14 protein-coding genes are annotated in these 20,990 nt (G+C 71.0%); 10 read left to right on the forward strand and 4 right to left on the reverse strand.

Features of this window, described 5'->3' with window-relative positions; translation table 11 throughout:
- Positions 1–507 precede the first annotated feature (507 nt).
- The 3 genes from ACIA8F_RS37175 (at position 508) to ACIA8F_RS37185 (ending at position 9,640) form a co-directional block, all read left to right on the forward strand.
- A complete protein-coding gene (locus tag ACIA8F_RS37175; RefSeq protein WP_399385457.1) occupies positions 508–8,340 on the forward strand; it encodes a polymorphic toxin-type HINT domain-containing protein in 7,833 nt (2,610 codons plus the stop codon).
- Positions 8,337–8,849, forward strand: a complete 513-nt coding sequence (locus ACIA8F_RS37180) for a HEAT repeat domain-containing protein (protein WP_399385458.1) — start codon at positions 8,337–8,339, stop codon at positions 8,847–8,849. Before ACIA8F_RS37175 ends, ACIA8F_RS37180 begins: the two co-directional genes overlap by 4 nt.
- A gap of 521 nt (positions 8,850–9,370) precedes the next feature.
- The gene (locus tag ACIA8F_RS37185; RefSeq protein ID WP_399385459.1) at positions 9,371–9,640 is read left to right on the forward strand and encodes a hypothetical protein; all 270 of its coding nucleotides are present in this window, start codon (positions 9,371–9,373) and stop codon (positions 9,638–9,640) included.
- Here the strand turns inward: ACIA8F_RS37185 and ACIA8F_RS37190 are convergent.
- The gene (locus ACIA8F_RS37190; protein WP_399385460.1) at positions 9,630–10,058 is read right to left on the reverse strand and encodes an ATP-binding protein; all 429 of its coding nucleotides are present in this window, start codon (positions 10,056–10,058) and stop codon (positions 9,630–9,632) included. The genes ACIA8F_RS37185 and ACIA8F_RS37190 overlap by 11 nt on opposite strands.
- Before the next feature lie 84 nt (positions 10,059–10,142).
- Here ACIA8F_RS37190 and ACIA8F_RS37195 point away from each other — a divergent pair, with 84 nt between their 5' ends.
- Positions 10,143–10,991 carry a Scr1 family TA system antitoxin-like transcriptional regulator gene (locus ACIA8F_RS37195; RefSeq protein ID WP_399385461.1) on the forward strand — a complete coding sequence of 283 codons (849 nt, stop codon included), beginning with the start codon at positions 10,143–10,145 and terminating at the stop codon, positions 10,989–10,991.
- Positions 10,951–11,211, forward strand: coding sequence for a DUF397 domain-containing protein (locus ACIA8F_RS37200; protein ID WP_399385462.1), 261 nt, complete (start codon positions 10,951–10,953; stop codon positions 11,209–11,211). Before ACIA8F_RS37195 ends, ACIA8F_RS37200 begins: the two co-directional genes overlap by 41 nt.
- Before the next feature lie 47 nt (positions 11,212–11,258).
- On the opposite strand, the gene ACIA8F_RS37205 is transcribed toward ACIA8F_RS37200, so the two are convergent.
- Positions 11,259–11,732 (reverse strand): hypothetical protein, encoded by a 474-nt coding sequence (locus ACIA8F_RS37205; RefSeq protein WP_399385463.1) that lies wholly within the window; start codon positions 11,730–11,732, stop codon positions 11,259–11,261.
- A gap of 368 nt (positions 11,733–12,100) precedes the next feature.
- Between ACIA8F_RS37205 and ACIA8F_RS37210 the strand changes: the two genes are divergently transcribed.
- Positions 12,101–14,026, forward strand: a complete 1,926-nt coding sequence (locus ACIA8F_RS37210; RefSeq protein WP_399385464.1) for a serine/threonine protein kinase — start codon at positions 12,101–12,103, stop codon at positions 14,024–14,026.
- A 13-nt stretch (positions 14,027–14,039) separates the two neighbouring features.
- On the opposite strand, the gene ACIA8F_RS37215 is transcribed toward ACIA8F_RS37210, so the two are convergent.
- Both ACIA8F_RS37215 and ACIA8F_RS37220 read right to left on the reverse strand, forming a co-directional pair.
- Complete coding sequence (locus tag ACIA8F_RS37215; protein WP_399385465.1) at positions 14,040–14,744, reverse strand: response regulator; 705 nt, start codon at positions 14,742–14,744, stop codon at positions 14,040–14,042.
- Complete coding sequence (locus tag ACIA8F_RS37220; RefSeq protein WP_399385471.1) at positions 14,741–15,991, reverse strand: sensor histidine kinase; 1,251 nt, start codon at positions 15,989–15,991, stop codon at positions 14,741–14,743. The genes ACIA8F_RS37215 and ACIA8F_RS37220 overlap by 4 nt, the downstream gene beginning before the upstream one ends.
- A 186-nt stretch (positions 15,992–16,177) precedes the next feature.
- Between ACIA8F_RS37220 and ACIA8F_RS37225 the strand changes: the two genes are divergently transcribed.
- The 4 genes from ACIA8F_RS37225 to ACIA8F_RS37240 all read left to right on the forward strand — a co-directional run bounded on the left by ACIA8F_RS37225 (position 16,178) and on the right by ACIA8F_RS37240 (position 20,827).
- Positions 16,178–16,813 carry a hypothetical protein gene (locus ACIA8F_RS37225; protein WP_399385466.1) on the forward strand — a complete coding sequence of 212 codons (636 nt, stop codon included), beginning with the start codon at positions 16,178–16,180 and terminating at the stop codon, positions 16,811–16,813.
- Positions 16,810–17,364 (forward strand): hypothetical protein, encoded by a 555-nt coding sequence (locus tag ACIA8F_RS37230; RefSeq protein WP_399385467.1) that lies wholly within the window; start codon positions 16,810–16,812, stop codon positions 17,362–17,364. The genes ACIA8F_RS37225 and ACIA8F_RS37230 overlap by 4 nt, the downstream gene beginning before the upstream one ends.
- A 96-nt stretch (positions 17,365–17,460) precedes the next feature.
- Entirely contained in the window at positions 17,461–19,593 is a 2,133-nt protein-coding gene (locus tag ACIA8F_RS37235) for an acyl-CoA dehydrogenase (protein WP_399385468.1), read from the forward strand.
- Positions 19,594–19,639: 46 nt separating this feature from the next.
- Positions 19,640–20,827 (forward strand): lipid-transfer protein, encoded by a 1,188-nt coding sequence (locus ACIA8F_RS37240; protein ID WP_399385469.1) that lies wholly within the window; start codon positions 19,640–19,642, stop codon positions 20,825–20,827.
- Positions 20,828–20,990 lie beyond the last annotated feature (163 nt).

A 20,990-nucleotide genomic window follows, 5' to 3' on the forward strand; every position in this document is an offset into this window, starting at 1 on the left:
GGGGCAGAGAAGCTGAGACACGATCACACAGTCCTCACGACCGGTCCACACATGAGAATTTTATAAGAACGTTACTCTCCGCAGGGGACGGCTTGACCAACCGTCACTGTTCGTCCGGCATGTGGACATTCGAGGTGGCTTGTGGGGGGTCGATGTCCGGATTGGTGGATGTTTCCGGTTGGTGACTTCTGGTGCCCGTTCACGGTGAACTGGGGCGTGAGTCAACTCACTTCACGCCCGTGAAACCGGAAGCAAACGTTCTTGCTCCCCGCGTGACCCATGCCGGAGAGTACGCACGCACGCGCCTGAGACCGGCCCGTGCTTCTTGGTGTTTCCGCACCGCACTTGTTATCTGAATTGTCAGGGTGGGAGTCGACGCGCATGCGTGCTTCAGGTCCTCTGTCATGGCTAGGGCGGGGACGCCCAGCCGTGACGGAGTCACAACGACGGCGCCGGCGGCGAAGCCGCACGGCGACCGTCCTTTTGCTGTCCTCGGTACTGACGGTGATGAGCCTCGGCGGGGAGGCGCTTGCCATCCCGGGGGCGGGCATGGACCGCGACGGGTCGACCACGACGGTCGACCTCCCGGACCTGCCGAAGGCGACCGAGCTCGACGGGGACGGCGGGGCGCAGAAGGCGCTGACCACGGCGCGCGAGGTGCCGGTCGACCCCTACGACCCGAAGGCCACGGCCGCGTGGGCCGCGGGCACGGGCAACGCGACGCTGTCGGCGGCCACCCAGCCGGGCGCCACCGTCCCGGTCACCAACGGCCTGCCGATCGCCCTCGGTGTGCCCGAGGGCACCGACCCGGCCACCGTCGCGGGTGACTGGAAGGTCGAGCTCGCCTCTCCGGCCACCTCGCAGGACGCGGGTGTCTCCGGCCTGGTCATGAAGGTGACCCCGCCGGCCACGGTCGACCCGGCCGCCGAGGTCTCCCTCAGCGTCGACACGACCGGCTTCGCCGACCTCTACGGGCCGCAGGCCGCCGACCGCTTCGGCCTGGTGCTGCTGCCCGAGTGCGTCTACTCCTCCCCGAACGCGGGCGAGTGCGCCGAGGAGGGCGGCGTACAGACCATGTCGCTCAAGGCCGACTCGCCCGAGGTCGAGCGCCTGAGTTCCACCGTGCGGACGGTCCCGGCCAAGGACGCGCCGACCAAGAGCGCGGCGGCCAAGGGCTCCCCGACCCGCAAGGTCGTCACCGGCAAGCTGCCGGTCGCGCGCCTGCTCGGCGGCGACGAGAGCTACGCCAAGCCCGTCAGTGCGACGTTCAGCGAAGCCGTCCAGGCCCTCGCCCAGCCCGCCGCCAACGCCGCGGGCGGCTCGGCGATCGGCATGCTCGACACCGGCTCCTCGGTGCAGGGCGACTTCACGGCCTCCCCGCTGCTGTCCTCGGGCGGATGGTCCGCAGGCGCCTCTTCCGGCGCCTTCACCTACGGCTACCAGGTGCAGACCCCGGAGACCGCCGGCGGCCTGATGCCGAAGGTCAACCTGTCCTACTCCTCGCAGTCGGTCGACGGCCGCACCTCCTCGACCAACAACCAGGCCTCCTGGATCGGTGACGGCTGGGACTACAACGCGGGCTCCATCACCCGCACGTACACCAACTGCCGCGAGGACTCGAAGAAGGCCGGCTCCAACAACGCCACGCACCGCACCGCGGACCTGTGCTGGGGCTCGGACAACGCCACCCTCTCGCTCGGCGGCATGACCACCGAGCTGGTGTGGGACGCGGCCAAGGGCACCTGGACCACGGCCAACGGCGACGGCTCGAAGGTCGAGCGCCTCACCGGCCAGGCCACCGGCAACGGCGCGAAGGACGGCGAGTACTGGGTCGTCACCACCAAGGACGGCACCCGGTACCACTTCGGCCTGAACCGGCTGCCCGGCTGGTCCGACCACGGCTCCGCCGCCGACGACCCGACCACGGACTCCGTCCTCACGGTCCCCGTCTACGGCAACCACCCGGGCGAGGACTGCTACAAGGCGGGCGACTGGGCCAACTCCTACTGCACGCAGGGCTGGCGCTGGAGCCTCGACTACGTCGAGGACCTCCACGGCAATGCCATGTCGCTGTGGTGGAAGAAGGACCAGAACTACTACGCGCGCAACTTCAACTTCAAGGCGCCGGTCGTCTACGACCGCGACGGCTACCTGTCGCGCATCGACTACGGCCAGCGCCGCGACACCATCTTCAGCACCGAGGCCCCGGCGCGCATCGGCTTCAGCGTCGCCGAGCGCTGCTACACCGTCGGCAGCGTCGCCTGCACCGAGGACAACTTCAAGTCGAAGGATCCCGGCCAGTACCGGCCCTGGTTCGACACCCCGGCCGACCTGCGCTGCGAGTCCGGCAAGAAGTGCTGGAACGCCGGTCCGACCTTCTGGACCCGCAAGCGCCTCGACAAGATCACGACCTCGGCCCAGCGCCGCACCGACACCACTGCCCGCCAGGTCGTGGACGTGTACCAGCTGAAGCAGAGCTTCGCCGAGCTGAAGACCGGCCCCAACACGGCCCTGTGGCTGGAGTCCATCCAGCGCACCGGCTACGCCCGCAACGGCTCCACCGACGCCAGCGTGGCACTGAGCCCGGTCCGGTTCGAGTCGAACACCGAGGACATGCCGAACCGCGTCCTCGCGGTCAACCCGCAGCGCCCCGGGTTCTCCCGGCTGCGCATCGCGCGCGTCATCAACGAGTACGGCGGCGAGACCGTCGTCACGTACAAGCCGATCGAGGGTTCCTGCCTCTCCGGCCCGCTGCCCGGCAAGGGCGACACGGCGGCGCTGAAGTCGAACGACCGTCTCTGCTACCCGTCGTTCTGGAACCCGGACCCCGAGGTCGAGGACATCGACTGGTTCCACAAGTACGTGGTCCAGTCCATCGAGGAGCTCCCGAACGTCGACGGCGCGTACGGGACGAAGACGGCCTACACGTACAAGAACCCGGCCTGGAAGCTCGCCGACACCGAGTTCACCAAGAAGTCGACGCGTACGTACTCGCAGTTCGCGGGTGCCGAGCAGACCACCGTCATCACCGGTACCGAAGACCCGGCCATCGGCAGCAAGCAGTCCAAGGCCGTCACCCGGTACTTCCGCGGCTTGGGCGACGCCGTCCCGGTCAAGGACGTCGACGGCAACGTGATCAAGGGGTCGGACGGCTCGACCGTCTACGACCGTCAGGCCTTCGCCGGCCGGGTCTCCGAGGAGCTCAGCTACAGCAACGCGACCGACGCCGACACCAACTGGCTGTCCCGGAGCATCACGATCCCCGAGGCCACGGAGCTGGCCAAGCGCAACCGCGATGACGGCCTGGACCCGCTGAAGGCCTGGCGGGTCACGGAACCGGAGGAGATCGCGTACACGAAGTCCTCGGGCACCAACGAGGACGACCCGCGCACCCTCCGCGAGGTCCGCACGAAGACCACCTACGAGTCGGCGTACGGCCTGCCGACCCTGGTGGAGTCCCTGGGCGACACCGGCAAGCCCGGTGACGAGTCCTGCACCAAGACGGAGTACCTGCACCAGACCGCGAAGAACATCATCGGTCTCTCCAAGCAGGTCCTCGTCTCCCCGACCACCTGCGCCGCGGCGAACTTCGCCGATCTGTCGACACTGAGCGGCGCCTCCCGCACCTCCTACGACGGCACGGCCTACGGCACCGCCCTGGCCGGCACCACCCGCGGTCTGGCGACCGAGTCCTGGTCGCTGAACGGCGCGGGCACCGGCTTCCAGAGCAGTGGCACGACCGGCTTCGACGCGATCGGCCGAGTCATCCGGGCGACCGACCCGGACGGCAAGTCCTCCACGATCAGCTTCGACCCGCCGACCGGCCAGGTCTTCAAGGTCACCCAGTCGAACAGCCTCGGCCACACCCAGGTGCAGGAGCTGGAGCCGGGCCGCGCGGTCACTCTGAAGACGACCGATGCCAACGGCCTGGTGAGCGTGGCCGCGTTCGACCCGCTGGGCCGGATCTCCGAGGCGTGGGCCGCGGGCCGCACTCCCTCCGCGTCCGCGGTGCCCGACTTCCGGGCCGAGTACACGATCCCGCCGGAGGAGACCGACCCGGAAGACTCCACCCTCAAGATCCGCAAGCCTCCGTTCGTCACCACGTACTCCCGGGGTGACGGGGGCCGGATCGAGACCTCGGTGACGCTCTACGACGGCCTCGGCCGCGAGCGTCAGTCCCTGGAGGAGCCGGAGAGCGGTGACGGCTACCTGGTCACCGACACCCTGTACAACAGCTCCGGCGAGGTGTGGCAGACCAACAACGCCTACCTGACCAAGGAAGCGAAGATCGGCGAGCTGTTCACGCCGCTCGCCGACACCGCGATACCCAACATCACCCGCTACACCTACGACGGCCTCGGCCGCGTCCTGGCGGAGACCCCGTACATGAAGTACGTGGACCCCGCGACCCAGGAGACCTCCTCCAAGGCGTACCCGGAGCGGGCCACCCGCTACGAGTACGGCCAGGACTGGTCGAAGATCATCAACCCGGCGGGCGCTTCGTCCTACCGGGTCTACACCGACGCCCTGGGCCGTACGGTGCGCGCGGACACGATCAACCCCGCCGCACCCGACGGCTACACGTCCACCTCGTATGAGTTCGATGCCCGCGGTCAGCGCGTGAAGGCCACCAACTCGGCCGACCCGACGCATCCGTGGACCTGGACGTACGACCACCGCGGCCGGATGGACTCCGCGACCGACCCGGACACGGGCATCACCCGCACCGAGTTCGACCACCGGGACCGGGTCGTGACGACCACCAACGCCCGCGGTGTGAAGACTTGGAATGGCTACGACGAACTGTCGCGGCCGAAGCAGCAGCGCATGAACGACGCCAACGGCACACTGCTGGCCGACTTCTCGTACGACAGCGCCCCGGGTGGCAAGGGAATGCCCGCCGGCGCCACCCGCTACACCGATGGCCTGGCCTACACCCAGAAGGTCAACGGCTACACGAAGGACTACCAGCCCACCTCGACCACCCAGTCGCTCCCGCAGCAGATGGTCGACACCTGGGGCTTCGCCAAGGACTACAACTACAGCTACAACTACAGCGACACGGGCAAGCTGGAGGACGCGCAGCTCCCGGCGATCGGCGCGCTCGACGCAGAGAAGCTGGTCGTCCGCTACAACAAGGAGGGGCAGCCGCTCTCCGTCTCCGGCAAGGACTGGTACGGCTCCGAGACGGTCTACTCCCCGTACGGCCAAGTCCTCCGCTCCACGCTGGGCGCCCAGCCCTACCGCGTCTGGACGCAGAACTCCTTCGACGAGTCCAGCGGTGAGCTGAAGGAACAGTCGGTCTACCGGGAGCAGAACACCGCCAGTCTCGTCGGCGGCAACCTGGTCTCCAACCGGGCGTACTCCTACGACCCGGCCGGCAACGTCACCTCGGTCCAGGAGAAGTCCGTCGGGATCGAGGAGCGCCAGTGCTTCTCCTACGACCCGCTGGGCCAGCTCAAGTCGGCCTGGACCTCAAAGGACCAGACGGCCTGCACCACCCCGAAGAAGACCGACGGCACCATGAACGTCGTCGCGGGCAAGGACGGCTCCGGCTACTGGCAGGAGTACGAGTACGACCTGCTCGGCAATCGCACCAAGCTGACCGAGCGGAACCTCGCGGGTGACACGGCGAAGGACGCCGTCAGCACCTACGAGTACGGCAAGAACGCGGCGAAGGACCAGCCGCACACGCTGACCAAGGTGACGAAGAAGTACGTCACCCCGGCCGGCGCGCAGATCACGGCGGAGGCCACGCGCCTGTACGAGCTGACCGGCGAGACCAAGTCGGTCACGTCTGTGCAGAACGGTGACAAGCAGGACCTGACCTGGACCTACGACGGCAAGGTCGACCGGATCACGGGCCAGGGCTCGGGCGGCAAGAGCCCGTACGTGGGTCTCGGCCAGAAGTGCATCGACCTCAAGTCCGGGCTCGCGAGCGCCGGCAATGCCATCCAGCTGTACCAGTGCAACGGCACCGTGGCCCAGGCGTGGCACTTCGACCCGGTCCCGGGCCAGGCGGACGCCAAGCTGGGCACCTTGGAGGTCTACGACACCTGGTGCATCCAGCCGGCCTCGAACACGGCGGGCGCCGCGGCCCAGCTGCAGAAGTGCGACGGCTCCGCCGCGCAGCAGCTGAAGCGCAACGCCTCGGGTCAGCTGACCCATGCCCCGTCCGGTCTGTGCCTCGCGGTACAGGGCGGGACGAACGCCAACTCGACGCCGATCGTCCTGGCCACCTGTGACGCGGCGCAGGCCGCCCAGCAGTGGCTGCCGCAGAACGACACCCGTCACATCTACGGTCCCGACGGGTCGACCCTGCTGACCATCAAGGGCAAGCAGGCGACCCTGTACCTCGCCGAGGCGCAGGTCACCGTCCAGCAGGGCGGGGTCCTCGTCCGTACCGAGCGCACCTACGCCGCCCCCGGCGGCTCGGTACTGCGCTACGCCAACGGCACCGGCGGCGACTCCCTGACGGCGCTTGCCATGGATCACCAGGGCAGCCTCTACGCGGAGGTCGCCCTCGGTAGCGGCCAGCCGGTCCGCATTCGCAAGCAGGACCCGTTCGGCAACCAGCGCGGCGCCGACACCGCGGGGCAGAACGTCCAGAGCAGCAAGGGCTTCCTGGGCAAGGACCGGGACGATGCCTCCGGCTTCCAGCCGCTGGGCGCGCGTCTCTACGACCCGGCCGTCGGCCGGTTCCTGTCCGCTGACCCGATCCTGGACATGAACGACCCGCTGCAGTCCAACGGGTACGCCTACGCGCACAACAACCCGATGACGTTCTCGGACCCGACGGGTCTGTCGATCAGTCTGACCGCCAGCGAGCGCGCCGCGGCCCTCGCGGGCGCGGGCCTATCGGCGGCGCAGGTCGCCCAGGCCCAGGCGATGCAGGGCAAGTCCCTCACCTCCGTCATCCTCGCCGTGGCGTGGGAGACGCTGAAGGACTTCATCGGCATCAACGACGCCATGGCCTGCTTCGGCGGTGACATGTGGTCCTGCGGCAGCATCATCCTGGACGCCATTCCGTGGGCGAAGCTCGGCAAGATCCCCTCGGTCCTCAGGGCCATCGACCGCACCATCGGTGCCATCAAGGCGTTCAAGGCGGCGAAGATCGCCGCCGAGGCCGTTCTGAAGGCAGCGAAGGCCGCGGAGGCGGCAGCGCTACAGGCCAAGAAGGCGGCGATCGAGAAGGCCAAGAAGGAGGCCGCGCAACGGGCCAAGAAGAAGGCGGCCGAAGCAGCCAAGAGAACAGCCGACGCGGCAGCCGCAGCGAAGAAGAAGACGGGTAACCCCGTCCAGAAGAAGGCCCAGGTCAAGGCGGCCCCGAAGGCCTCCTCGCAGCCCGCCCGCAAGGCTTCCGGTGGTGGCGGCAAGGTCAGCACGACCAAGCCGGGTGGCTCCTCCGGCAGTTCCGCCCGCAGCAAGGGCGGATCCAGTGGCAGCGGTGGCTCGGGCAAGGCCGAGGGGGGAGGCGGCGGTTCTTGTTCCGTCGCCAGCAACAGCTTCGTGCCCGGCACGAAGGTGCTGATGGCGGACGGCTCCGTCAAGGCGATCGAGAACGTCAAGACTGGCGACGAGATCCTCGCGACCGATCCCAAGACCGGTGAGACCCGGGCCGAGACGGTCGGCGCGGAAATCAAGGGCGAGGGCCTCAAGCACCTCGTCAAGATCACGATCGACATCGACGGCGCATCGGGCTCGAAGACCGCCGAAGTCACCGCGACCGACGGCCACCCCTTCTGGGTGCCCGAACTGAGCGACTGGGTCGACGCCACTGCCCTGAAGCAGGGGCAGTGGCTCCAGACCAGCGCCGGCACCCGTGTCCAGATCACCGCGGCCACGCTGTGGACCGCGGAGAGTGCCACGGTCTACAACCTCACGGTGTCGGACCTGCACACGTACTACGTGCTGGCGGGGACCAAGCCGGTCTTGGTTCACAACTGTGGGGAAGGCGGGGACAGCGAGGCCGGGGAGACCTTCTACCGGACGATGAGCGAGGAGCACTTCGCCACGCTCCAGGAAACCGGCCGTCTCTCGCACACCGGCGAGACGTTCACCTCCCCGACGCAGAGCTTCTCCGACAGCTATTCCGGCCGGATGGTCAGGTTCACCGTTCGCGCGGGTACGACCGAAAGGCTGGCGGCCACCGGCGTGCGAGACGCGTCGGCAGCCACGGCAGCCGCCTATCCTGACATGGCCGGTATTTCAAGGGGATGGTTCAGGCGATCGGCGTTCTTCAAGGCCGAAGGGGATCAGATCAACATCGGCCTCGGGCGCGGAGACGCTCTCGATCTATTCAATGACAGCATCGAGGGTTGGGAAGAGATCACACGATGACGCCGGAGGATCGTCAGCTCATCATGGGGCTGGTCCATGTGCCGGGGGGCGGCCGTCGACTGTCTCCGGAGGAGGTGCTTCAGCACTTCCGTACCGAGGACGGCCAGGCACTGGGGTGCAGGCTGTTGCAGGACGCCCTGGACCGCCGGGACGCGCTGGATGTGGAGATGGCGCTCATCCTGTGCACTTCGTTCGGTTTCACCGCGGACCACGTGTCGCCTCTCGTTCAGCTTTGCTGGGCTGAATGGCATCAGAAGCACGAGGATGTCGTGGCGGCGCTGAGCGCCTTGCGCTCACCCCGGGCAGTCGATGCCTTGCATCATGCGGCCCAATGGGTGCCGGACTATCTGGACTACGACGAGAACCGCAGTCTGGCGGCCAAGGCGATTCGCGGACTTGGTGCCTTGCCCGGCCCCGAGGCCGAACACGCACTGATGCAGCTGCTCGAATCGAACGAGGCCGTGGTGAGGGAGCGGGCTGCACAGCAGCTGGAGCGCCGAAAGCCCTGACCGCTCCTCGCGATGTCAGGCTGAGGCAACGTGGCTAGAGCCCGGCATGTATAAGGAATTGAGGACCTGTCCGTTTCGGGCAGGTCCTCAATTCGTTCCGGCGCATGGGCCAGGAACACGTGCGCAATCCGGCAATGCATCAGCGCGGCACTCTGCACCATGACTTCGAGTAGGACGTCCCGGACGACTGTGACTCCTGCGAGAAGGTCAACTACCCGCTGTGGGCACCTTGGGACCAAGCTCGCGGTACTCGGTGAGTCCACCGTGGACGTGAAGTACACCGGCACCCTGGGCGAGCGGCTCCTCCGCAGGACCAGGCGGTGCTGAACTACCGGCTTGGGCCGATCTTCTCGCCCATGAAGTCCACGAAGAGCGAGCTCTCGCTCGACCAGCGCGACACCGTCATCTCCGGCGACTTCCGAGAACAGCAAGGTCGCCACGCCGGTGGTCGCCGACGCGCAGGGACACTTCGAGGCCAAGGCGACGGTCACGGGCGGCGAAGGTTCGGAGGTCGAGGAACCGTGGGAGGAGAAGGACCTCGTGCGGCGGACGCACGTCAAGTTCTCGCCCTCCGCCCGGGCCGCGCGGACCGAGGCGGCGATCCCGAAGTTCAACGCCGGACCCGAGCAGGTCAAGAAGGCAAGCCGATCACCATCACCGGCAAGCTCACCCACGCCGACCCCACCTCGAAGTCCTTCGCCGGCCGGACCGTCCACTACTACTTCCGGCCCGCCGGAAGCACCCACTACGTGTCGTCGAGCTGCGTGGACGACGTCGTCCTCACCCCGTGACGGGCCGGCGGGCGTCGCATTCGAACCACACCGTCTTTCCGGTGAGATCCGGATCCGTGCCCCAGCGGTCGGTGACCGCCTCCACCAGCAGCAGGCCGCGGCCGCCCGCGTCGAGCTCTCCGGAGTCGGGCGCGGGCCGCGGGGGCGCGGGGCAGCCGTCCGAGACCTCGACGCGCAGCCCCTGCGGCTGCCGCAGGATGAGCACGACGCAGCCGCGATCGGGTACGTGGCGCACCACGTTGGAGACGAGCTCGGTCAGCGCCAGCTCGGCGGCGTCGATGAGGGCGTCGAGCCCCCAGCGCACGAGGAACATCCGCAGGATGCGGCGCATGTGGCGGGCGGAGTGGTCACCGACCGTGAAGCCCATGCGGTAGATGGCATCAACGCCGTCCGCATCGGGTTCAGTTGCGAGATTCATGACACCAGGCTGGAGCGGGATGGTTACGCTCGGCTATGGACGGAAACGAACGCAGCACGGTGTGTACTTGGGGGTGACCGCTCCATGGTCAACATCCGCGACCTCGATCCCAGCGCCTCGCCGCTGGACTACTACGGCTCGGAACTGCGCCGCCTGCGGGAGGCCGCCGGGCTGAAACAGGCGCAGCTGGGCGACATCATCTTCTGCGCGGCCTCGCTGGTCGGCCAGATCGAGACGGCGAGGAAGGTGCCGACCCGGGACTTCTCGGAACGGGTCGACGCGGCACTGAACACCGGTGGGGTGTTCTCCCGGCTGGTGGGGTTGGTCCTACGGAGCCAGCTGCCGGCGTGGTTCCAGGCGTACGCGGAGATGGAGGCGAAGGCCGCGTACATCTCCACCTTCCAGGCCCAGCTGATCTACGGACTGCTCCAGACGGAGGGGTACGCGCGGGCCGTGCTCGGTGTGCGGCACGAGAGGGGCCTCGACGCGCAGGTCGCCGCCCGAATGGAACGGCAGCGGATCCTGGAGCGCGAGCAGCCGCCGCTGATGTGGGTGGTGCTGAGCGAGGCCACCCTGCACCAAGAGGTCGGCGGCCGGGAGGTGATGCGGGAGCAACTCACCCACCTGCTGGGGCTGCGGGAGCGGGAGTGGGTACGGGTGCAGATCCTGCCCTTCGAGGCGGGCGCGCACGCCGGGCTGCCGGGCACCTTCACCCTCCTGCGCTTCGAGGACGACCCGGACATCGTCTACACCGAGGACTTCGTCCAGGGGCACATGACGGCCAATCCGGCAGCCCTCAGGGAGGGTTCGCTCCGTTACGATCACCTGCAGGCCGCCGCGCTCTCCGTGGAGAAATCGGCGGAACTGATCGCCCGCGTAATGGAGGAACGCTATGGACACCATCCAGAACCTGACGGGCGCGCGGTGGCGTAAGTCCTCGTACAGCAGTGACACCGGTGGCGAGTGTGTCGAGTGCGCTCCCCTCGGTGCCGCCGCCTGGCACAAGTCCTCGTACAGCGGTGACACCGGCGGCCAGTGCGTAGAGATCGCCCCCCAGCCCTGCCGCATCGCCGTCCGGGACTCCAAGAACCCCGACGGCCCCGCCTTCACCGTCGCCCCGGCCGCCTTCGCGGAGTTCGTGCGGAGTCTCTGACGGGCGGTGTCGCCCCGGCCGCCGGTGCGCGGTGACCGGGGCGGGGGTCACGAGGGGTCGGTCAGGCCGTCGATGAGCAGGGTCGTGGTGTCCACCTGGTACCAGACGTCGGACGTGGTGCCGTTCTCGAAGGTCTGGGTCAGGACGACCTTGGCGTGGCCGTTCGCCTGCTCCTTCTCCGTCGCGCTCCAGCTCTCGGGCAGCTCGTTCCTGCGGAAGACGGGGTCCTTCTGCTGGGCGCCGCCCCAGTCGTAGAGCTGCCCGTCGAGTCCGGTCGTGAGGTACTCCTTGCGGACGTCGGCCGGGCTCTTGCCCTCCGCGTGCCGGCCGTTCACGGCGCTCTTGTAGTCGCCGACGAACGTCCTGACCTGCATCTCGGGCCGCGTCGACATCCGGGCCGAAGCCGCCGGAGCCTGCGGGCTCCCGGCCTGTGCGGGGAGCGCCAGCAGGCCGGTGCCGGCGAGCAGTACCGCGGTGCACGCGCCGATCACCGCGCTGCGGAGGCGGGGGCGGTAGGACATGGGTACTCCCTGGGGCAGGGGGTGAACGGGTTACGCGCACTCAAGCAACATCCGGCGAGCGGGGATAGCGGCCATCCGTGGACGGTGCGCGCGGGTTCCGTGCGGGTGGCCGACCCGGTCCGTCCCTCCCTTGAGGAGAAAGGTTTCGGGCCCGCGCCCTTCCGTGAGCCGCCGGTCCGCGGGGAAGTACCCGTATGGCCGGGCGTGCGGGCGGGGCGGGCGGGGCGGCCGGTGGTGTGGCCGGGACTTTGTCGCTTCGGTCACCCTTGCCTTCATGCTGCAACCAACTGCCCCTATTCTGTGGCGGGTTCGATCGGCCGCGAGGCCGGCACGGACGACCACAGGGAATCACCGGGGGCGGGCAGTACATGAGCAGTGCGGTGAGGGACGACGGCAGCGCCGACAACGCGGACGGCGGCATCAAGCCGCTCGCGGCGGGGGATCCGAGCCGGATCGGGCCGTACCGGCTGCTCGGGCGGCTCGGTGCGGGCGGGATGGGCCGGGTGTTCCTGGCCCGGTCCGAGGGCGGTCGTACCGTCGCGGTGAAGGTGGTGCACGAGGAGCACGTGGCCGACGCGCAGTTCCGGGCCCGCTTCCGCCGCGAGATCGACGCCGCCCGGAAGGTCGGCGAGCGGTACACCGCGCCCGTCCTGGACGCGGACCCCGACGCCGAACGGCCCTGGGTGGCCACCGGATACGTACCCGGGCTCTCGCTGGAGCAGATCGTGCGCCGGTACGGCCCCCTGCCCGTGGACTCCGTGCACACCCTCGCCGACGGGCTGCTGCACGCGCTCAAGGACATCCACAGTGCCGGGATCGTGCACCGCGACCTCAAGCCGTCGAACGTGATGCTGACCGTCGAGGGCAGCCGGGTCATCGACTTCGGGATCTCGCGCGCCCTGGAGACCTCCGTCGAATCACTGCTCACCAGCACCGGCATGGTCGTCGGCTCGCCCGGGTTCATGTCGCCCGAGCAGGTGCGGGGGCGGCGGGCCGGGGCGAAGAGCGACGTCTTCACGCTCGGCTGCGTCCTGATGTACGCGGCCACGGGCGAACTGCCCTTCGGGCACGGAGTCAGCAACCAGCACGCGGTGATGTTCCAGATCGTGGAGGGCGAACCGGCCCTGGACCGGGTCGCGGACGACTCCCTGCGCGCGCTCATCGGGCGCTGCCTGGTCAAGGACGTGGAGGAGCGGCCGGGCGTGGACGAGCTGCTCGCCGACCCGGAGCGGGTCCCCCCGGCCGCGCCCGGCGGGGCGTGGCTGCCGCCCGGGGTGGTGGAACGGCTGGCCCGGCAGGCGGCGCGGCTGCTCGACGCGGAGGCGGCCCCGGCGGCCGAGGCGCCCGTACCCGCACCCGTACCCGAGGCGCCGGCTCCCGACCGGGCGACGCTCGGACTGCGGCCGGAGGCGGGAGCGGCCGGGGAGTCCGGCGAGCAGGTCGTGGAGACCGCGCCGCCCGAGCCGCGCCGGGCGCGGCGGCGGTTGACGCTCGCGGTGCCGGTGGTCCTGGTGCTCACCGTCGGCGGCGGCACGGTGGTCCTGCTCCAGCCGTTCGGCGGCGACGCCCGCGGGGCGCTGGCCACACCCCCGGCGAGCAGTGCGCCCGTGACGCCCGGCGCCTCCGCCGGCTCCCCTTCGGCGCCGAGCGGCTCACCGGCCCCCGGCACCCCGAACGCGGAGAGCCCCCAGGCCCCCCAGAACCCGCCCGTACCGGTGCCCGACGGCCAGGCCGCCGCGGCGGGCGCCGGAACCCCCGGCGGGGGCGCCGGCACCCCGGGCGGCAGCAGCGCGACCCAGGGCGGCGGCGGCCCGGCCGCCGGAGGCACCGGCACCGGCACGGGCGCCACCCCGGGAGGCGCGGGCTCCCCGAGCGGCGGCGGCTCACCCAGTGGCGGCGGCTCGCCGAGCGGCGGTTCCCCCAGCGGCGGCGGCTCGCCCAGCGGCGGCTCCGGCGGCGGCGACGCGGTGCCCGCGTACTACGTCGGGACCTGGGCCTACAAGGCCGACTTGAACATCGGCCAGCCGGACAAGGTGATCATCAACAAGTCCGGGTCGGTCCGCCTGATCAGCGAAACCCAGTTGGGCCACTGCGAGAACATCGCCAAGGTGACCTCGCTGGCCTCCGGCGGGAACCGCATCAACATCGGCTCGGCGGCCGTGGACAAGTCCAAGTCCACCAGCCAGTTCTGCGGGGTCCTGGACCCCTCCTTCTTCACCAAGAGCCTCCCGTCGGGCCTCCAGCACAACGTGGGCCCCTCCCACGGCGACGGCTACTACTACCAGCGCTCCTGACGTCCGCGGGGTCTCAGGTGCCGGTGCCGGTGCCGGTGGCCGTGCCCATACCGGTACCGGTGCCGCTCGCCAGGCCGCTCTCCCAGGCCCACGCGGCGATGCCCACCCGGTTGCGGACCGCCAGCTTCGCCTGGATGTTGGCGACATGGGTCTTGGCGGTGCCCGGCGAGATGAACAGCTCGGCACCGATCTCGGCGTTGGTCAGTCCCCGGGCGACGAGCAGGGCGATCTCGCGCTCCCGCACGGTCAGGGGGTCCTCGACGGCGGTGCGCGGCCCGGGAACGGGCTGCGGCGCGGACCGGCTGTGCAGCAGCCGGACCGTGAGCTGCGGGCTGATCAGGGTGTCCCCGGCCATCGCGGCCCGTACGCCCTCGATCAGCAGGTTGGGGCCCGACCGTTTCAGCAGGAAGCCGCAGGCGCCGTTGCGCAGGGCGGTGTGCACGTAGTCGTCCAGGTCGAAGGTGGTGACGACGACCACGCGGACGGGGTGCTCGGCGGCGGGGCCCGCCAGGAGCCGGGTCACCTCCAGGCCGTCCAGGCCCGGCATCCGGATGTCGGTGAGGACCACGTCGGGCCGCAGCGCCCGGGCGAGTTCCACGGCGGTCGCGCCGTCGGCGGCCTCCCCGACGACGGTCATGTCCGGCTGGGAGTCGAGGATGAGGCGGAAGCCGTTGCGCACGTCTTCCTGGTCGTCGGCTATCAGGATGCGGGTGGTCACGGGATCATGATGCCGTGACCGGTGGCCGGAAGGGTCGCGGTCACGCGCCAGCCGTCCCGGTGCGGACCGGAGGCGAAGGTGCCGCCGCCGGCGCGCACGCGCTCGGCCAGCGCGAGCAGTCCGCCGCCGCCCCTGGGGCCCCGGTCGAGGCGGGGGAGCGCGGGCAGGTGCGCGGAGCGGCCACGGCCGCCGTCGTCGGTCACGCTGACCTCGACGGTCGTACGGTCCGTGCTGAGCGCGACGTGGACGCCGGCCGCTCCCGGGGCGTGACGGCGTACGTTGGTGAGCGCCTCCACCACGACCCGGTGGACCGTGGCGGCTCCCTCGCGGGAGAGGGCCTCGGTGACCCCCGGGGCCAGGTCGAGCCGGGCCCGTACCTGTCCCGTCTCGCCGAACCGGTCGACGAGCTCGGCGAGTTGGCCGATGCCGGGCAGGACCGTACGCGGGTCGCCGCCCGCGGCCGCGTCCCCGTCCCCGTCCCCGGACGGACCGTTGCCGGACGGACCGTCACCCTCTCCCTCGCCGGAGCTCCCGTCGGCGGCGTGCAGCATCCGGACCGTGCGGTCGATCGAGGCCAGTGCCGCGAGCCCGGCCCGCTCGATCCGTTCCAGCGCCCGGGCCGCCGCCGCCGGATCGCGCTCGGCCACGAACCGGGCCGCCTGGGCCTGGACCACGATGCCGCTCACGTCGTGGGCGATGAAATCGTGCAGGTCATGGGCGAGTTCGAGCTGCTGGGCGCGGCGCGCGGCAAGGGCCGCCTGCCGGCGGCGGTCCTCCATCAGCCGCGGATAGCCGCCGACGACGACCGACACGAGGACCGGCGCCGACCAGAAGGCCATCAGGCCGAGCGACTCGAAGAAGGAGGCGTCCGGTACGAGGGGGACGGTCCACCCGGCGACCGCCGCGGCGCCGAGCCCGCCGCCCGCCAGGAGCTGACGCCGGGGCGACCAGCGCACCGCGGCCGTCAGGAGCAGCAGGACCGCTCCCACGGCCACCAACTGCCACAGCGACCCGCCGGCCGTTCCGCGTCCGGGCCAGGCGAAGGCGGCCAGCAGGAGCAGGCCACCGGCGGCGCCCGTGGCGGCCCCGGTCCACCCGAGCGAGCGCGGCCGGCAGCCGAACACCCCGAGGACGACTCCGACGGCCGCGAGCGCGGGCAGCGGCCGTAGGCCCAGGAAGACCGTGGCGACGCAGCAGGCCGCGGCCACGCCGCCGATGACGGCACGGTCCCGGTGTGCCATGTCCATGATCTTCACCCCCACGACCTTAGGGAGTGCCCCGGGCCGGGGTCCCTCTGCCGAACGGCATAGCGGGTCGGCCGGGCCCCCGAGTGGATCTCCCGATCGGCCGATGGCCGCACACCGGGCCGCCGGAGGAGGCTGATGCCACACCGAACGGCAGCTCAACCGGGCGCCGGGATGAAGGAGTTCGTCATGTTGCGCAGCACCACCCTCCGTACGTCCGTCGTCGGACTCGCCGCACTGGCGGTCATCGGGGGCCTCGCCGTCACCGCATCCGCCACGGACGGGGCGGCACGGAAGACGCCGAGGGAATCGAGCCTCACCGGCTCCGCGAAGCTGTACCGGGCGGACGGCCAGCAGGTCCGCTTCTCCTTCGACGCACACGGCTTCGCCCCGGCCGAGCCGGCCGAGCCCGACGCCCCGGCCGGCACCTCGCGCGGCACCTTCCGGTTCAGCCACTACTCCGCCGACGGAAAGCAGGGCGCCTACGCCGAGGGCCGCATCGACTGCCTGCTCACCGGCGGTCCCGTCGCGACGGCCACCGGCATCATCACGCGCTCCGACCTGCCCCCCGGCGCCGTCGGCAAGCGCGTGGGATTCACCGTCTACGACGGGAAGGGCGGCGGGGAGAAGGACCGGGTCGGCTACAGCTGGGCGGTGTCCGGCATCGACGGGCCGGAGGTGCCGAAGTGCCTCAGCGCCGCACCGTACGAGACCGTCGAGAGCGGCGACTTCACGGTCCGGCACGTGCTCCCGCCGAACCCGTCGGGGAACTCTGCCGCTTCGGCGAACTCGGCGGCCTCGGCGACCTCGGGGGACAAGGAATGAGCGCGGCGGCGTCGATGGAGTGCCGGCCGAGCCGTCGGGCGGTGCGCCTCGCCCGGCTCGCCGCGCTCGCCCCGCTGCCCACGGGGCTGTGGCGGATCGCCGGAGCGTGCGGAGTACCGCTCGGGTTCTCCGGGGACGACCCGCTGGCGGACGTGAGCTTCGGCAGCGGGTTCTCGCTCTACATGATCGGCCTGAGCGTGTTCGCCGAGGCGCTGGGGTTCCTCGCCCTCGGCCTCGTGCAGCGCTGGGGGGAAGTCGCCCCGCACTGGCTGCCGTTGATCGGCGCCAGGCGCGTCCCGCCGCTCGCCGCCGTGATCCCCGCAGGCCTGGGGGCCGCCGCCCTGACCCTGCTGGGAGTCCTGGGGGCGATCGGCTGGAACGACCCGGGGAACATGGGCGCCCCCGGTTCCCCCACGGGCGCGGCGTACTGGGTGATGACGGCCTGCTACCTGCCCCTGGTGGCCTGGGGGCCGCTGCTGGCGGTCGTCACCGTGGCCTACCACCGCCGGCGCGGTGCCGGCGCGCCCGGCCGCCGGCTCGTCACCGCCTGAGGGCGGCTCCGGTCCTGCGGCGGCGCCGTGCCAAAGTGAGAACCTGTTCCAGTTCTGACCTTCCGTCAGAATGCAACGTGTTCTACTCTGCCGCGCATGGGCATCGGAATCACACAGGAACAGCGGGAGTTGGCCGAGGCCGTACGCGGCTGGGTCGCGCGGGCCGTGCCGCCCGAGGAGGTCCGCAAACTCCTCGACACCCCATCGCAGACGGGCTCGCGGCCCGCCTACTGGGACGGGCTGCTCGCCTCCGGACTGCTGGAACCGCACCTGGAGGGCGGCACCCTGCTCGACCTGGCCGTCGTGGTCGAGGAGGCCGCCCGGGCGGCGCTGCCCGGGGCGTACCTGCCGAGCGTGCTGGCCTCCGTCCTCCTCGACCGGGCCGGGGCAGAGCCCCTCGGCGGGCGGGTCGGGGCCGTCGCGCTCGGACCCGGGGACCTGACCGCCGTCGCCGTGGAGGGCGGCTACCTCCTCGACGGGACCGCCCCGCCCGTCCTGGGCGCGGGCGAGGCCGACCTCGTCCTGCTCGCCGCCGAGACCGCCCACGGAACCCGCTGGTTCGCCGTGGACGCCGCCGCGCTGGACGTCCGTACCCAGGACAGCGCCGACCCGACCCGGCCCACCGCCGAGGTCCGCGCCCGCGGGGTCACCGCCGGGCCGGGCGCCCTCCTGGAGGTCGACGCCGCGCTTGTACGGGACCTCGCCTGCGTGCTCTTCGCCGCCGACGCCTGCGGCACCGCCGCCTGGGCCCTGCACACCGCCGCCGAGTACGCGAAGGTGCGCGAGCAGTTCGGGCGGCCCATCGGGCAGTTCCAGGGGATCAAGCACCTGTGCGCCGACATGCTGGTGCGCGTGGAGCAGGCCCGGGCGCTCGCCTGGGACGCCGCCCAGGCCACGGAGGAACCGGCGGAGGTCCGCTCGCTGGTGGCCGCGCTCGCCGCCGGCACCGCGCTCGACGCCGCGTACTCCTGCGCCAAGGACTGCGTCCAGGTGCTCGGCGGCATCGGCTTCACCTGGGAACACGACGCCCACATCTACCTCCGCCGCTCCCTCGTCGCCCGCCAGCTCCTCGGCTCCGGCGACGGCCACCGGGTCCGGGCCGTCCGGCTCGCCGCCGCGGGCGCGCGCCGCGAGCTGCGCCTGGAACTGCCCGCGCGGGCCGAGACCCACCGCGCGAAGGCCCGTAGCGCCATCGCGGACGCGGCCGGGCTCGACCCCGCCACCGCCCGCCGGGTACTGGCGCCCACCGGCTACGCGGCCCCCTACCTGCCGGCCCCGTACGGGCTCGGCGCCGGACCCGTCGAACAGCTCGTCGTCCAGCAGGAACTGGCGGCCGCCGGGGTCAAGGTCGCCGACCTCGGCATCGCCACCTGGGTCGTCCCGTCCCTCCTCGCCTACGGAACCCCCGAGCAGCAGGAGCGCTACCTGCTCCCCACGCTCCGCGGGGACATCACCTGGTGCCAGCTCTTCTCCGAGCCGGGAGCCGGTTCGGACCTCGCCTCGCTGCGCACGAAGGCGGAGCACTCGCCCTCGGGTGACGGCTCGTGGCTGGTCAACGGCCAGAAGGTGTGGACCAGTTCGGCCCAGAGCGCCGACTACGGGATCCTGCTGGCCCGCACCGACCCGGACGCCCCCAAGCACAAGGGGCTCGGCTACTTCGTGGTGGACATGAAGACCCCCGGGATCGACATCCGGCCGCTCAAGGAGATCACCGGCGAGGCCCTCTTCAACGAGGTGTACTTCGACGACGTGCCGCTCCCCGCGGACGCCCTGGTGGGCGCGGAGAACGGCGGCTGGAAGGTCGCCCGCAACACCCTCGGCAACGAACGCGTCCACATGGCCGACCAGATGACCTTCGACACCGGCCTGGAAGCGCTGCTCGCGCGCGCGGCCGACCTCGAAGGCGGGTACCGGGTGCGGATCGGCACACTGGCCGCCGAGGCGCACGCCCTGGCCTGCATCGGACTGCGCACCACGCTCCAGCAGGTCTCCGGACTGGAACCCGGAGCGGGCGCGTCCGTACGCAAGCTCGTCCAGACCCCGCACCAGCAGCGGACCGCCGAGCTCACGCTCGAACTGCTGGGACCGGCCGGTGCGGTGAGCGAGGGGGCGGGGAAGCGGGCGGTGCACGGCATGCTCATGTCCCGCTGCCTGACCATCGCCGGAGGCACCACGCAGGTCCAGCTCAACGTCGTCGCCGAGCGGATTCTCGGCCTACCCAGGGACTGACCGAAGGACCGAAGGACCGAAGGACTGAAGGGCAGTGGGGATACACATGAAGTCGTACATCGTGGGCGTCGGCATGACGAAGTTCGAGAAGCCGGAGTCGAAGGACTGGCAGTACTGGGACATGGCGAAGGAAGCCGGCGACGCGGCGCTCGCGGACGCGGGCATCGACTACGGGCTGGTCGAACAGGTACCGGTGGGCTACTGCTTCCAGGCCTCCACGGCCGGCCAGCGGGCCGCGTACGAACTGGGCCTGAGCGGAGTCCCCGTCTACAACGTCAACAACAACTGCGCCACGGGCTCGACGGCGCTGATGATGGCGCGGCAGTTCGTCGAAGGCGGGATCAACGACTGCGTGCTCGCGCTCGGCTTCGAGAAGATGAAGCGCGGCGCGCTGGGGGGCGGGGCCGACGGCGGCGACTTCAAGACCTCGCCGGTGGCCCGGCACTACGGGATCATGGCCGCCGGGCACGGCTTCGAGATGTCTCCGCCGACCGCGCAGATCTTCGGGAACGCGGCGCGGGAACACATGAAGCTCTACGGGACCACCGCCGCGCAGCTGGCGGCGGTCGGCGCGAAGAACCACCGCCACTCGGCGAACAACCCGAACGCGCAGTTCCAGGACGTCTACACGGTCGAGGAGATCCTCGCGGCCAAGGCGATCCACGAGCCGCTGACCAAGCTCCAGTGCTCGCCGACCTCCGACGGGGCGGCGGCCGCGGTCGTCGTCTCCGAACGCTTCGTCGAGCAGCATGGGCTGGGGGACCGGGCGGTGGAGATCGTCGCCCAGTCCATGACCACCGACACCGAGGCCTCCTTCTCCTCCGGCTCCTGCATCGACGTCGTCGGCAAGCCGATGAGCGCGGCGGCGGGGCGGGCGGTCTTCGAGGCGTCCGGGCTCGGGATCGGGGACGTGGACGTCATCGAGCTGCACGACTGCTTCTCGATCAACGAGCTGCTGACGTACGAGGCGCTGGGCATGTGCGAGGACGGGGGCGCGGGGGCGCTGGTGGAATCCGGCGCGACGACGTACGGCGGCCGGTGGGTGGTCAACCCCTCCGGCGGCCTCATCTCCAAGGGCCACCCCCTGGGAGCGACGGGCCTGGCCCAGGCGGCGGAACTCGTCTGGCAACTCCGCGGCACGGCGGGGCCCCGGCAGGTCGCGGGTGCGCGGGTCGGGCTCGCGCACAACATCGGCCTGGGCGGCGCGGCGGTGGTCACCCTGCTGCGCCGGTAGCGCGGTGTCCCCTGCGCCTCAAACGCCGGCGGGGCTGGGGTTGGCCTGGGCGCGGGCTGGCTGCGGGAGGTGGGGGGGGGGGGGGGGGGGGGGGGGGGGGGGGGGGGGGGGGGGGGGGGGGGGGGGGGGGGGGGGGGGGGGGGGGGGGGGGGGGGGGGGGGGG

This window comes from Streptomyces sp. NPDC051563, assembly GCF_044454225.1.
GTDB lineage: Bacteria > Actinomycetota > Actinomycetes > Streptomycetales > Streptomycetaceae > Streptomyces.